This is a genomic window from Streptomyces griseus subsp. griseus (assembly GCF_000720255.1).
In the GTDB taxonomy this organism is placed as follows: domain Bacteria; phylum Actinomycetota; class Actinomycetes; order Streptomycetales; family Streptomycetaceae; genus Streptomyces; species Streptomyces griseus_I.
Map to the genome: position 1 here is coordinate 16,380 of NZ_JOJE01000016.1, position 13,995 is coordinate 30,374.

At 71.0% G+C, this 13,995-nt stretch carries 12 protein-coding genes; 9 read left to right on the top strand and 3 right to left on the bottom strand.

Annotated features, from left to right (window positions below):
- Positions 1-129: 129 nt before the first annotated feature.
- The 3 genes from IG99_RS22225 (at position 130) to IG99_RS22230 (ending at position 2,467) form a co-directional block, all read left to right on the top strand.
- The gene (locus IG99_RS22225) at positions 130-1,290 is read left to right on the top strand and encodes an ROK family transcriptional regulator (protein ID WP_037676591.1); all 1,161 of its coding nucleotides are present in this window, start codon (positions 130-132) and stop codon (positions 1,288-1,290) included.
- Between the two features lie 128 nt (positions 1,291-1,418).
- Positions 1,419-1,580 (top strand): hypothetical protein, encoded by a 162-nt coding sequence (locus IG99_RS47730; protein ID WP_107055995.1) that lies wholly within the window; start codon positions 1,419-1,421, stop codon positions 1,578-1,580.
- A gap of 71 nt (positions 1,581-1,651) precedes the next feature.
- A complete protein-coding gene (locus IG99_RS22230) occupies positions 1,652-2,467 on the top strand; it encodes an EamA family transporter (protein WP_037676592.1) in 816 nt (271 codons plus the stop codon).
- A gap of 4 nt (positions 2,468-2,471) precedes the next feature.
- On the opposite strand, the gene IG99_RS22235 is transcribed toward IG99_RS22230, so the two are convergent.
- Positions 2,472-3,848 (bottom strand): S1 family peptidase, encoded by a 1,377-nt coding sequence (locus tag IG99_RS22235; protein ID WP_037676594.1) that lies wholly within the window; start codon positions 3,846-3,848, stop codon positions 2,472-2,474.
- A 111-nt stretch (positions 3,849-3,959) separates the two neighbouring features.
- Positions 3,960-4,985, bottom strand: a complete 1,026-nt coding sequence (locus IG99_RS22240; RefSeq protein ID WP_051865750.1) for a hypothetical protein — start codon at positions 4,983-4,985, stop codon at positions 3,960-3,962.
- A 235-nt stretch (positions 4,986-5,220) separates the two neighbouring features.
- On the opposite strand from IG99_RS22240, the gene IG99_RS22245 reads away from it, so the two are divergent.
- The 6 genes from IG99_RS22245 to IG99_RS22270 are packed head-to-tail and all read left to right on the top strand — an operon-like array spanning position 5,221 to position 10,996.
- Positions 5,221-6,552, top strand: a complete 1,332-nt coding sequence (locus IG99_RS22245; protein ID WP_037676596.1) for an ABC transporter substrate-binding protein — start codon at positions 5,221-5,223, stop codon at positions 6,550-6,552.
- Complete coding sequence (locus tag IG99_RS22250; RefSeq protein WP_037676597.1) at positions 6,549-7,460, top strand: carbohydrate ABC transporter permease; 912 nt, start codon at positions 6,549-6,551, stop codon at positions 7,458-7,460. Before IG99_RS22245 ends, IG99_RS22250 begins: the two co-directional genes overlap by 4 nt.
- On the top strand, positions 7,457-8,398 hold the full coding sequence (locus IG99_RS22255) for a carbohydrate ABC transporter permease (RefSeq protein WP_037676599.1): 942 nt from the start codon (positions 7,457-7,459) through the stop codon (positions 8,396-8,398). The genes IG99_RS22250 and IG99_RS22255 overlap by 4 nt, the downstream gene beginning before the upstream one ends.
- A 26-nt stretch (positions 8,399-8,424) precedes the next feature.
- The gene (locus tag IG99_RS22260; protein WP_037676601.1) at positions 8,425-9,333 is read left to right on the top strand and encodes a 5-dehydro-4-deoxyglucarate dehydratase; all 909 of its coding nucleotides are present in this window, start codon (positions 8,425-8,427) and stop codon (positions 9,331-9,333) included.
- Positions 9,330-10,586 carry a glucarate dehydratase family protein gene (locus IG99_RS22265; RefSeq protein WP_037676602.1) on the top strand — a complete coding sequence of 419 codons (1,257 nt, stop codon included), beginning with the start codon at positions 9,330-9,332 and terminating at the stop codon, positions 10,584-10,586. The genes IG99_RS22260 and IG99_RS22265 overlap by 4 nt, the downstream gene beginning before the upstream one ends.
- Before the next feature lie 26 nt (positions 10,587-10,612).
- The gene (locus IG99_RS22270) at positions 10,613-10,996 is read left to right on the top strand and encodes a PPOX class F420-dependent oxidoreductase (protein WP_037676603.1); all 384 of its coding nucleotides are present in this window, start codon (positions 10,613-10,615) and stop codon (positions 10,994-10,996) included.
- A gap of 50 nt (positions 10,997-11,046) precedes the next feature.
- Here the strand turns inward: IG99_RS22270 and IG99_RS22275 are convergent, their stop codons facing one another.
- Complete coding sequence (locus IG99_RS22275) at positions 11,047-13,827, bottom strand: alpha/beta hydrolase (RefSeq protein WP_037676605.1); 2,781 nt, start codon at positions 13,825-13,827, stop codon at positions 11,047-11,049.
- Positions 13,828-13,995 lie beyond the last annotated feature (168 nt).

Genomic DNA, 13,995 nt, shown 5'->3' on the forward strand with positions numbered 1-13,995 from the left:
ACTTACTTTTGTAGCAAAAGAATCCAGGCGTCAAGAGTCCCGCAAACATCTTTTCGGAAGGGTCTCAGGTCGCATACAGTGACCTTGTTACTTTCTTCGCGAAAGAAATAATGTGGGAGTCTGACCTTCATGACCACAGGTGCTGCCAGCTGGCTGCCGCTGAGCCCGGGGGAACGCTCGGTGGCGATCGAGGTGCTCGTCCACGGCCCGTTGTCGCGCACCGAACTCGCGCGACGACTGGACCTCTCGGCGGGCAGCGTCACCCGTCTCACCAAGCCGCTCATCGAGTCCCGCCTGCTCGTCGAGGTCCCCGAGGGGGGCGTCCAGGCGGAGGTGCGCCAGGGGCGCCCCTCGCAGCCGCTCGACGTCGTCGCCGAGTCCCGCTCCTTCATCGGCTTCAAGATCACCGAGGACATGGTGTACGGCGTCGTCACCACCCTCCGCAGCGACATCGTCGCCCGCCACGACCGCCCGCTCACCTCGCACGACCCGGACGGAGTCGTCGACGTGCTGGGCGAGATGACCGCGGAGCTCACCCGCGCCCACCCCGGGCTCGCGGGCATCGGCATCGGCGTCGGCGGCCTCGTCGAGGACCGGTCCGTGGTCGCCGAGTCCCCGTTCCTGCAGTGGCGGGACGTGCCGCTGGCCGCGCTCGTCGAGGAACGCACGGGACTGCCGGTGGTCGTCGAGAACGACGTCGCCGCCCTCGTCGAGGCCGAGACCTGGTTCGGAGCCGGCCGCGACCTGGACCGCTTCGTCGTCCTGACCATCGGTGCCGGCATCGGCTACGGGCTGGTGCTGGGTGGCAGGCGGGTCCCCTGCGCCGAGGAGGACCGCGGCTTCGGCCGGCACTGGATCCTCGACCCCAACGGCCCGCTCACCCCCGACGGCGAGCGCGGCAGCGCCGTCTCACTGCTGACCATTCCCAACATCCGCTACCAGGTCCACGCCGCCACCGGCCGCGACCGGACCTACGAGGAGATCCTCGCCCTCGCCGCGGCGGGCGAACCCATGCCGGCCCGGGTCATCGAGGAGGCCGGCCGCGCCCTGGGCACACTGGTGGCGCAGATCGCCAACTTCGTGATGCCGCGGAAGATCCTCCTCGCCGGAGAGGGGGTCGGGTTGATGGACGTCTCCGGAAAAGTGGTCGAGGACACCATCCGCTCGCACCGGCATCCGCTGGCCGCCCCCGTCGAGTTGGAGACCAAGGTCTCCGACTTCCATGACTGGGCGCGTGGGGCCGCCGTCCTGGCGATTCAGGTGCTGGTGCTGGGCGCCGCGGAGGCGTGAGCTGCGGCGATGAGGAACCGGGCACCGTGGGTTGACAGTTCGACGTGATCAGTAACACGGTCCGAAATGTCCGGATAACTCGACTTTACTCACGTGGCCTTCACTCCGACCCCCGTAAGATTCACACCATGTCCACCACTGTTGAACCCGTCTCCGATCGATCGGCTGCCGAGGTCAACGAGGAGATCCGGGCGCTGTGGCTCCGGTCGGGCGGGACACTGAACGGCGAGCAGCGCGAGGAGTACCAGCGCCTCGTCCTGGAGTGGGCCGCCGCGGCCCCCAGCCGGTGACGGCGGCCTGACAGCCGCCCGATCGGTCGCCGCCCGGCATCGGAGCGCCGTCCCTGGGCACCCCGTAACGGATGGGTGCCCTCCTCGCACTGACCTCGGCTGTCGTCTACGGCATCGTCGACTTCACCGGCGGAATCCTCTCCCGCCGAACCCACTTCGCGACCGTCACCTTCCTCGGCCAGGTGGGCGGGCTCGTGCTCGCCTCCCTGGCCGCCCTCGTCGTTCCCGCCGAGGCCGTCGGTTCCGGCGATCTGCTGTGGGGCGCCCTGTCGGGCGTCGGCAGCGGTGCGGCCATGCACTTCCTCAACCGTGGCCTCAGTCACGGCGCGATGAGCGTCGTCGTGCCCGTGAGCGCCGTCACCTCGGTCGCTCTCTCCGTCCTGTGCGGGGTGGCCCACGGCGACCGCCCCGGCGGTCTGGCCTGGATCGGCATCGCCCTCACGGTGCCCGCGCTGTGGCTGGTCTCCGGGGGCGGGGCGGGGGAGGGTGGCGGTACCCGGGACGGTCTCCTCGCCAGTCTCGGGGGCGCCGTGCAGTACCTGGCCCTCGCCCAGGCTGGCCCGGCCGCCGGGCTGTGGCCGCTGGCTGCGGGACGCGCCGCCGCCGTGCTCGTGCTGCTGCCGACCGCGGCGCGGCACGCCAGGCGCACGTCAGTGGTGTGCGGCACGCAGGCGGTGGCGGTCGGGGCCGGGGCGGCGCTCGGTCTCACCCTGTACCAACTCGCCACCTACCAGCAGATGCTGGCGGTGGCGGTCGTGCTCGCTTCCCTCTACCCCGCCCTCCCCGTGATCCTCGGGCTGGTTCTGCTGCACGAACGCGTCAGCCTGCGGCAGGTCCTGGGGCTGTCGGGCGCCGCGGTGGCCACCGTACTGCTGACCGTGGGGTGAGCGGTCAGCTCCAGGTGGCCGAGTAGTAGCGGCGGTAGGCGTTGCGGTCCTTCTCGGCGCGGATGTACCGGGTGGCCACCAGGGCGACCAGGCTGCCCGCGATGACCAGCAGCCCGGGGCCGACGTTACGGGGGTCCGTGATCCGGGCCGCGAGGGACTCGCTCGTGCCCGTCACCGGGGCCGACGAGCCCGGCGAGGCCGCGCCCGGGGCGATCGCGCTCTGCGTGGCGGAGGCGGACGGCGCCGGGCCACCGGTCGGCGCGGCGCCCTGGCCGGCGGCCTGCGCCGACACGATCAGCTTGACCCGCAGCGCGGTCAGCGCCTTGGTCACCGGCTGGAAGAACGTCGTACCGCCGACCTTGCAGTCGCCGCTGCCGCCCGAGGTCACCCCGAGCGCGATGCCCTCCGAGAACAACGGCCCGCCACTGTCCCCGGGTTCGGCGCACACGTTCGTCTCGATGAGCCCGCTGACCGTGCCCTCCGGGTAGTTCACCGTCGCGTTGAGCCCGGTCACCTGGCCGTCGCGCAGCCCGCTGGTGCTGCCGCTGCGGAACACCCGCTGCCCCACGGCCGGATCGGCGGCGCCGGTGATCCGGATGCCCTTGTTGTTGCCGATGGACACGACGTCGGCCCCCTTGCCGGCCTCACCGTCGTCGTACTGGACGAGGGAGAAGTCGTCCCCGGGAAAGCTTCCGCCGACCGTCTTGCCCAACTGCTGACTGGCGCGGTTGTCCGCGAACCAGATCGAACCCGTGGGGCCGCAGTGCCCGGCTGTGAGGATGTAGTCGGTCTTGCCGTCCGTCACATTGAAGCCCGCCGAACAGCGTCCGCCCGTCGACAGGATGGGCTCGGCGCCGTTGAGGCGCGTCGTGAAGGTGCCCTCCTTGCGCTCCATCCGCACGAAACTGCCGATGCCCGACGCCACCTGCGTCATCCTCGACCAGTCGTCCGTCGAGACGGTGCTGTCGCCCTGCACCACGATCTGGTTGGTCTTGTAGTCCATCACCCAGGCCGTGCCCGGCACCCGCGGAGCCGAACGCAGGGTCGCCGCGGCGGATTTGAGTTCGTTCATGCTGTGGCCCACGACCTTGGCCTGGGCCCCCGCCTTCCGGACCTGGGCGGCCGTCTCCTCGTCGGTGACGGCGACGACCGGCCGTCCCTCGGTGTCGACCCAGCTGCCTGCCGTACGGGCCGTACCGAGCCGGGACACGAGCTCCGCGCCGGTGCTCCCGGCCGTCTGCGTGGAACTGAACGGAACGGCGGGGGAGCCGGATGTCTCGCTCGCCATGGCCTGCGTGACCATCAACCCCCCGAGGAGGACTCCGCCGACTGCCGCCAGCCGTGTCACTCGCCGGACGATCCGTCGTCGTACGTGCCTCATGAATGGCTCCCGAGCCCTGAACGTGCGGTGTCAACACCGCGAGGCCCTCCGGTCGTTGAGCGCCCTTCTTTTCATACGGGTCAGAAGCCGACGGTGTTCACCGCTGGACGATCACGCCGTCATCTCCGTCCGACACCCGGTGCCCCCGTCCGCGTCGGTGTCCGTCTCCTCTCCCGCCGGGCCGAGCCGTGTCCAGCTGGACACATCGCCCCATACGGACGTCGTGCCGACGTACGGGCGCAGGAGGGCGGACAGGGCCGGATCGCCGTGGCCGTTCAGCTCGTCGGAGGCGATCTTGCGGGCGATGCCGGCCAGGAAGTCGGCGAGTTGCACCCGCGGGTCCTCCCGGGCGACGACGAGCCGGAATCCGGCCAGTCGGACGCCGTGCAGCCGGGCCGTCTCCTCGATCCAGGCGATCCGGTCCGGCGTCAGCATGTTCTGCCGGTCGTGCACGAGGGTCACCGGCCGCCCGCCGGAGCTCCAGTGCGCGGCCGTGCGGACGATCGCCGGGAGCAGGGGATCGAGGACGGGAATCAGGGGGGCCGGTCCGTTCGTGATGCGGGCGCGGTACGAGACCCCCCGGGAGCGGGTTTCCGCGAGCCGTCCCAGGATGACGGCGGGGTCGGAACCGGAATGCTCGCCCTGCAATGAGTCCACCGTCCGGAACAACGCGTCGACGGCTGCGCCGGGATCGCCGTTGAAACGCACCCGCAGCAATTGGTTGGCGGCTTCGAGGAATTCCCTCCACCGCCCCTCCCCGAAGGTCCGCGGCCCCGTCCGATACAGGGCGACTGCCGCCGTTCCGTCGCCCAGCAGCAGGTCGACGGCCCGGTCCACGATGTAGAAGGCCTTCTCGGTCAGATGCACATGGGCGTGGTCGTGGAGCGGCCCGGAGGGCGAAAGGAACCATTCCAGGACGGCGCGGTGTTTCTCCCGCAGCAGATGATTCGCCTTGTACTCCTCGGCGGGGGAGCGGATTCGCTCGCGGATCTCGCGCAGTTGCGCGGCGGCGAATTCCACGGGCAGCCGCACACTCGCGTGCGCGAACACGTCGGTGTTCCCGCCGGTGAGGTTCTCGCCGTCGGATCCCGACTCGTCGCAGGCGACGTCCAGTTCGTTCACGCGCTGCCAGGTCACACCGGGCCCCCTGTCCTGTGCTCCGAGACCAGCATCCCGCACGAGGAGCCCGGCGGGCCGGGGATTTCCTGGCGCGCGGCCGCCGCACGAGCCGTTCGTGAGGAGCTCGTCAGGAACGTGTGGCCTCCGCGCAATGTTCCAGCCATGTATTGACATGCGGCTGAAACCGTTCGTAGCTTGGGCGCCTCGATTTAGATTCGTGAAGAGAGTTCACGGATATGAACGGAGTGAGTCCATGGGGCATCGCCGACGACGTCGCCGCCTGGTCGCCACGCTCGCCGTCACGGGGCTGATGTTCGGAACGGCCGCATGCGGCTCCGGTTCCGGCAGCGCGGGCAGCAGCGACCCGAACACCCTGGAGGTCTGGACCCGGAGCAACCCGGACGACGCCGCCACCTACGAGCGGGTCTTCGCCGCCTTCACCAAGAAGACCGGCATCAGGATCGACTACCAGCCGATCATCAACTTCGACCAGCAGCTCCAGAGCCGCGCGTCCACCAAGGACCTGCCCGACGTGATGATCAACGACACGGCGCTGATGGGCAGCTACCAGAGCCAGGGGCTGCTGAAGCCGATCGACCCGGACGGCATCGCCGGTCACGACCAGATCGACGCCAAGACCTGGGCCTCCACCGTCGGCATCGACGGCAAGCACTACGGCATCCCCTACTCCCGCCAGGCCATGACCCTGATGGTCCGCAAGGATTGGCGCGAGAAGCTCGGTCTGCCGCAGCCGAAGACCTGGCAGGACATGCTCACCCTCGCCAAGGCCTTCGCCACCCGTGACCCCGACGGCGACGGCAAGAAGGACACGTACGGCATGGTCGTCCCGGGCAGCGCCCAGAACGGCTACGCCGCCTGGTGGGGAGCCAGCTACCTGTGGCAGGGCGGGGCGCGCATCGTCGAGCGCACCTCCGACGGCGGCTACAAGCCCGTCATGGACTCACCGGCCGCCGTGCGCACCGTCACCTGGCTGAAGGACAACCTGTTCTGCGGTGACAACGGTGTCATACAGCCCGGCGCCCTGACCGCCATCACCGGCACCGCCACCAACTTCCAGGACGGCAACGCCGGCATGTACCTCACCGGCCCCTACAACATGACCACGTTCGACCAGACGATCGGCAAGGACAAGTACGAGGTCCTGCCCGCCCCCGCGGGCCCGGCCGGCAACGAGGTCCTCGCCGACGGCGAGAACGTCTACTTCGGCGCCCGCACCGGCAAGACCGAGCAGGAACAGGCCCTCGGTGCCTTCCTCGTCTCGCCCGAGGGCCAGCGCCTGGCCATGACCGGCGGCGAACACCAGCCCGTCGTCCGCATCCCCGTCAACACCACGCTGGACGCGGCGAAGGTCCGAAACGACCCGCGCTGGGGCGTGGTGCAGAAGGCTTACGAGAACGACTCCGTGGTGTTCCCCAACGCCCCCGACTTCGCTCCCGTCAAGCAGGACACCGCCGACGCCCTGAACGCCCTGTTCACCTACTGCGGCAGCGACGTCCGCTCCGGTCTCAAGGAACTCAACGACACCCTCGCCGGCGACCTCAAGGACCAGGACCTGTTGAAATGACCGCCACCGTGACCACCCCCGGGGCACGCAGAACTCGGGTCCTCAGCAAGAAGGCGCTGCTGCCCTGGGTCTTCCTCGCCCCCGGCCTGCTGCTCGCCCTGGTCTTCAAGTTCCTTCCCATGGGCAAGGGCGTCTGGCTCAGCTTCTTCAAGGTCCGGCCCTTCCTCGGCGACCAGTGGGTCGGCCTGGACAACTACACCCGGGTCCTGACCGACCATCGCTTCCTCGACGCCATCGGACACACCCTCCTCCTCGGCATCGGCCAGTCCCTCGGCGCCATCGCCGTCGGCTTCCTGCTCGCCCTGCTGCTGGAGGGCCAGGCCCGCACCCTGAAGATCGTCCGCACGGCCGTCTTCCTGCCCGTCGTCACCGCCACCGCCGTGGTCGGAGAGCTGTGGCGGCTGCTGTACTACCCGACCTCCGACGGCCTGATCAACCACGCCCTCGGCTTCCTCGGCCTTGGGCCGGTGCAGTACCTCGACAACCCGAACACCGCGCTGTGGGCGACGATGGTGATGAGCGTCTGGATGCTCGCCCCCTACAACATGGTGATCATCCTCGCGGGACTCGCCGGCGTGGACCGGACGCTGTACGAGGCCGCGGCGATGGACGGCGTCTCCCTGTGGCAGCGGCTGCGGTACATCACCCTGCCCGCCATCCGCCCCGCCCTCGGCATCGTCCTCACCCTCGCGGCCATCCGCGGCCTGCGGGTCTTCACCGAGGTCTACGTCCTCACCGGCGGCGGCCCGGCCGGCTCCACCGAGGTGTGGATGACCCGCGCCTACACCCTGGGCTTCACCCGCAACGACATCGGCGGCGCCTCCGCGGCCTCCGTGGTGCTGCTCTGCGTGACGCTCCTGCTGACCGTGACGGTCAACTACTTCCGCAAGAGGGGAGACGTGCGATGACGGCACCCGCCATCGACCCGATCCGGACACCGGTCCCGACGACGGTCGACAAAGCGACCCAGGAGCGGCGCACCACGCCCGCCCGCTTCGACACCGCCCTCGGCTGGAACGACCGGCCCGGCGTCTCCTGGGCCCTGCGGATCCTGCTCTGCGCGATCGCCCTCGGCATCTTCGCCGCGCCCTTCCTGACCATCGTCTCCGGCGCCTTCACCACCCACGCCAGCGGCTCGTCCCTGTCGTTCCTGCCGCACGACAGCACCCTGCAGAACTTCAAGGTGGCGGGGGAGCGCGGCATCTGGGACTACTTCACCAACTCCCTCGTCATCGCGGGCGGCGCGCTGCTGCTCCAGCTCGCGGTGTCCGTGCTCGCCGCGTACGCGCTGGCCCGGCACCGGTTCCGCGGCCAGGCCCTGATCCTGACTCTGTTCATGCTCACGATGATGCTCCCCGAGGAGGTCATCGCCATCCCGCTCTCCCTGGTCCTCGGCCACGTCCCCGTGGTCGGCGTCGACCTCAAGGGCACCGCGTGGGGCGTGATCCTGCCGCTCGGCGCCTGGGGCTTCTCCGTGATGCTGCTGACCGAGTTCATGAAGGACATCCCCACCGAGATCGAGGAGGCAGCCCGCCTCGACGGCGTCGGCGAGTTCCGGATGCTGTGGCAGGTCGTCCTGCCGCTGTGCAAGCCCGCCCTCGGCGTGGCCGGCGTCCTCGGCTTCGTGATGATCTGGGACCAGTACCTGCTGCCCCTGATCGCCGCCAAGGACCCCACCGACTACACCGTCACCGTCGCCCTGTCCATCCTGCGCACCGACCCCGAGGTCGGCTCGGGCGTGGTCCTGGCCGGCGCGGTCATCGCCCTCGTCCCCAGCCTGATCGTCTACCTGCTCCTCCAGCGCTCGCTGGTCGCCGGCATCGCCGCCGGCGCCACCAAGGGCTGATCCCGACCCCCACCCGTGAGGGAGACATGAAGTTCCAAGGAGTGCTGTTCTTCCCGGTCACGCCGTTCTCCGCGGACGGCTCACTGGACGAGGAGCGGCTCGCCCGGCACATCGAGTCCGGTGTCGCGGCCGGCGCGGGCGGCGTGTTCGTCGCCTGCGGCACCGGCGAGTTCCACGCCCTGACGCCCGAGGAGATCGAGCGGGCCACCCGTGTCGCCGTCGAGACGACCGCCGGACGCGTTCCCGTGCTCGCGGCCGCCGGCGGCCCGGCCCCCGTCGCTCGCGACCAGGCCGGCCGGGTGGCCCGTGCCGGCGCCGACGGCGTCCTGCTGCTGCCGCCGTACCTGGTGACCGCACCCCAACCGGGCCTGGTGCGCTACGTCGAGGAGGTCACCGCCGCCACCGACCTTCCCGTCGTCTTCTACCAGCGCGGCACCGCCCGGCTTACCGGGACCACGGCCGCGGAGATCGCCGCCCTGCCCCGGGTCGTCGGCCTCAAGGACGGCATCGGCGACATCGAGCGCATGCACCGCATCGTCCGGGCGGTCCGCGCCGTGCCGGGCACCGAGGACTTCCAGTTCTTCAACGGCCTGCCCACCGCCGAGATGACCGCCCCCGCCTACCAGGGAATCGGCGTCGGCCTCTACTCCTCCGCCGTGTTCGCCTTCGCCCCGGAGATCGCCCTCGCCTTCCACCGCGCGCTCGCCGGCGAAGACGACACCCGGGTGACCACCCTTCTCGACGAGTTCTACGGCCCCCTCGTCGAACTCCGCGACGAGGTCCCCGGATACGCCGTGTCCCTCATCAAGGCCGGAGTGACTCTCCGCGGCCTCGACGTGGGCGGCGTACGGGCCCCCCTCGTCGACCCCACGCCGGAGCACGTCGCCCGGCTCGCGAAACTCATCGACCACGGCCTGGAGGTGGCCCGCGCATGAGCACCCCCACCACCCGGATCCGGGAACTGATCGTCACCCCCATCGCCTTCTCCGACCCGCCGCTGCTCAACTCCAACGGCGTCCACGAGCCCCTCGCGCTGCGGATCGTCCTCCAACTCGTCCTGGAGGACGGCACGGTGGGCCTCGGCGAGTCGCCCGGCGGCGAGGCGCGTCTCGAACGGCTGCTGACCGCGGCCAAGACGGTCGTCGGCATGGACGTCTTCGACACCACGGCCGTCGCCGCCGCGATCGACGCCGCCCTGCTGCCCACCGTGCCCAGCTCCCACGAACGCGGCTGGACCACCTCCGCCGTGGAGGTCGCCTGCCTCGACGCCCAGGGCAAACTGCTCGGCCGTCCGGTCAGCGACCTGCTCGGCGGCACCGTCCGTGACTCGGTGCCCTTCGCCGCGTACCTCTTCTACAAGTGGGCCGAGCACCCCGCCCTCGACGGCCGCCCCGCCATCGGCGACGACTGGGGCGAGGCCCTGGACCCGGCCGGGATCGTGGAGCAGGCCCGGCTCATGCAACAGCGCTACGGCTTCCGGTCGTTCAAGCTCAAGGGCGGGGTCTTCCCGCCGGACGAGGAGATCGCCGCGATCAGGGCGCTCGCGGAGGCCTTCCCCGGCCAGCCGCTGCGCCTGGACCCCAACGTTGCCTGGACCGTGGACACTTCGGCATACGTCGCCCGTGAACTGGACGGTGTACTGGAGTACCTGGAGGACCCCACCCAGGGCATCGACGGCATGGCGCAGGTGGCCGAGCGGTCGCCGCTGCCACTGGCGACCAACATGTGCGTGATCGCCTGGGAGCATCTGCGGCCCGCGATCGGGCAGAACGCGATCCAGGTGCTCCTCACCGACCACCACTACTGGGGCGGGCTGCGCCGCACCAGGGAACTGGCCGCCGTGTGCGAGGCGTTCGGGATCGCGCTGTCCATGCACTCCAACTCGCACCTGGGCATCAGCCTCGCCGCCATGACCCACGTAGCCGCGGCCATCCCGAACCTCGACCACTCGTGCGACACCCACTACCCGTGGAACTCGGCCGACGACGTGATCGTCCCCGGCGTCCTGGAGCTGCGCGACGGGGAGGTGAAGGTCCCCACCGGCGCCGGCCTCGGTGTGGAACTCGACCACGACGCCCTGGAGCGGCTGCACCGGCGCTACCTCGACTCAGGGATGCGCGGCCGCGACGACACCGGCTACATGCGGCGGATCCAGCCGGAGTACGAACGGCTGTTGCCTCGCTGGTGAGAGCGGGCTTGACTAGACTGCCGGACATGGACGACACCGCGCTGGACCGGCTCGCGGCGGGCAAGTACCTGCTGATCACCAGCTACCGGAAGAACGGCACGAGCGTGCCCACCCCGGTGTGGGTGGTGCGCGACGAGGACGCCCTCGGCGTCTGGACGGCCGCGGACTCCTGGAAGGCGAAGCGGATCCGGGCCCGCGGCGATGTCCTCGTCGGCCCGTGCGACGTACGGGGCAACCCCACCGGCGAGCAGGTCCCGGCCACCGCCGAGATCTGCGACGCGGCCACCACCGCCCACTACCGCACGCTCGTGGCACGCAAGTACGGCATCCTCGGCCGGCTGACCCTCCTCGGCAGCCGACTGCGCCGCGGGACCGAGGGGACCGTGGGTGTTCGTGTGCGGCTGACATGAGAGAGGGGGCACGGACCCAGTGGTCCGTGCCCCCTCTCGGCAGGCTGGGGCTACGACGCGTCCAGCACCGTACCCGTCAGCTCGGGCCCGCCCTCCTCCGGCTCACCCGACATGTCGTCGATGTGCCGGAAGCGCACGGACTCCACGGGCTCCGTCACCCGGTCCGTGACCGTGGGCAGCGAGATCTCCGCACTGGTCTGCCCGGCCGGGACGGCCGTCCCCACCGACAGCCAATCCACCTTCGACAGCGGGCGCTCCGGGTCCGGGGACTCGCCGGTCGCGTCGGTGAACCACTGCGGGTCGACGTCCTTGGTGGACAGCTCGGTACCGTTCGACACCGGTGCCACGACGAACGAGGTGTACAGCTCCACGTCCGCGGCCTTGGACAGGGTCACCCGCCAGGTCAGCGGCTTGCCCTCGGTCACCCGGTCCGCGACCGGCGCCACGGCCACCTTGGGCATCGGGTCGTCGTTCAGCACGGCGACCCCACCGTGGTGCGCGCCGACCACGGCACCCCGGACCGCCTTCACCAGCACACCGTGGTCCATGTCGTAGGAGAAGCGCGTGTTGCCCTTCACCCGCACGGAGACGTCGATGCCCTGGCCACCCGGCCGCACGGCCACCAAACGGTCCTTGGCCTGACCGGTCGTCGGGTCGACGACGTACAGCCGAACCTTGCCGCTGCCCCGCCCCGACACCTTCACCGGAACCCGGTACGTACGGACACCCGAGTCGCCCTCCTTGACCGTGGCGCGGCCGATGTCGACGCGCGGCAGCACGGCCTCCTTGACGGCCGGAGTGCCCGGGCGCCAGCCCCAGGCGTCCATCAGCCACGCCTGGCCCTTGCGCGAGCGGGGTGTCAGCTCCAGCGTCTTCACGTGCCGCAGATCGAAGCCGTGCAGCGCGGCGGCCGCGAGCGGCACCCGCACCTCACGCGCCCAGTACGACGAGGTCCGGTCGCTGCCCGGCAGCCCGTCCACCGTGACCCGGCCGAGCGCGGCCCGCTTGCCGGAGGCGTCGGTGACGGACACGTCCAGCTGCGTCCCGGTGCTGTTCGGCGGCACGAAAACGCGCAGCGCGAGGTTCTTCGCACCGGCCAGGGAGAGCGGAGTCGCGGGCTTGACGCGGACCGCGGAGCCGGGCGAGGACCAGCGCAGCGCCACCGCGCGGCGCCCGGTCTCCCGCCCGGTCTCCCACATCGCGAAGTGCGGCGACGACCCGGATACGTTCTCGCCCAGGCAGGCGGTCGCCGGAGCGGGGTCCACGGCCGAGCAGAGCCGGCCACCGGTCACCGTGACCGGCCCGTCGGGCAGGAAACCGCCATGGCGGTTGGCGCCGACGGCGTGCGTGAGGACGCGCGCCGGGTCGGCCGAGGGGGCCCGCCGGCCCGTGCCGTCGAGCAGTTCGCGCGCCCGGTCGTCACCGCCCACGAACAGCCGGGCCGCGGCCGCGATGTACGTGGAGCCCGCCTTGTGCTGCTGGTCGGCGGTCAGCCGGGTCCGGGTGCCCTTGGAGCAGACCGGGTCCGGCTCCTGCTCGTCGTCGTAGAAGTCGTCGGCGGCGGGCGCCACGGCCTGGCCGGGAGTCCACTCGGTGTTGAAGAAGTTGTGGTTGGCGCCGACCATGTAGACCGCGCTGTGCAGCGCCGCTCCACGGCTGACCCCGCGGGTGCCGTCGACGAAGACCTCGCCCTGGAGGTCGGAGACGTCGCCGTCGCAGCCGGGGAGGATCGTCGCGGAGGGCACGTCGGCGACCGGATTCTGGCCGAAGATCGTCGGTCCGATCAGCACGGTGCCGCGCACGTGCCAGCGCACGGGGCCGCGGTAGCCGTCCTGGGCGGCCGGTGCCGGGTAGAGGCTGTCCATCGCGGCCCGGTTCACGCCCTCGCCGCCGCGCGAGTGCCCGACGAGCAGGACGCGGGACAGGTCGGCCTTCGGGGCGTTGCGGACGACCGCCGGCGCGCCGGACGGGCGGGCGGCCCAGTCGGCCCAACGGGCCAGGTGCTGCCGTACCAGGGACGACCGGGCCTGCGCGCCGCTGTCCGGGGCGTCCCAGTCCTGGCCGTTGATGCCGTTGGCCGAGATCGACACCGTCATGTACCCCTGGGACGCCAGGAGTTGCTGGTCCCGCAGGTAGCCGCGGTAGCTCGGGATCTGCTTCTCGCCGGTCTTGCAGGGCCAGTTGCCGCTCACGTCGTCACCCTTGTAGCAGGTGACGTGCCGGCCGTGCAGGAACAGGGCGAGCGGACGCTTGCCGGTGGCCCCCTTGGGTGCCACCACGACGGCCTTCATCTCGACCTTGGACGGGAAGTCGGGCAGCTTCACGGAGTCGAGGGTGTACTCGCCGGTCGTCGTACGGAACGACCCCGGCTTGCCGGGGTCGACGGCGCCCGCGGGCAGCTGGGCTGGTGGCTGCGCGGCGGCCAGGGAGTCGCGTTCGCGCGGGGCGGCGGTCTTCTCCCCGGCGTCGAGCCGACGCCCGGACGCCAGGACCTGAAGGTCGGTCAGGTTCGTGGCGTGGACGTCGTCGAGGTTGAGCCGGAAGGTCCGGCCGTCCGTCTGCGGTGCGGGAACGCCCAGCAGGCGGCCCGCGGCATGGAACTCCACACGCGCGTCCCCCATCGGCACGCGCTCCGGCGCGCGCCAGACCAACTCCCGCGCCTCACCCTCGCCGGTGATCCGCCAGCCCGGCGGAAGCCCGCCCCGGCCATCGTCCACCTTCGTCAACGGCGCGCCCCCGGGAGGCTGTTCAGCCTGCGCCAACCCTGGCGACGCCGCCAGGGCCGCCAGTACCGCCACGGCGGTGACACTTATTCGCCGGGCACGGATCAATGGTCCCCTCCTCGATCCCTGAGCGCGGGCGGCCCCGTCGGTCCCGGGGGTCCTCACGCGTCCCGGATGACGGTGAAAGACCCCTGTGGGTTGCCTGTGAGGAGGAAACAGGCCGGGTGGCACCGACGTGATCGAGCCAAGGCGGGGCGCCGTGCCGTCAGTGTCGAC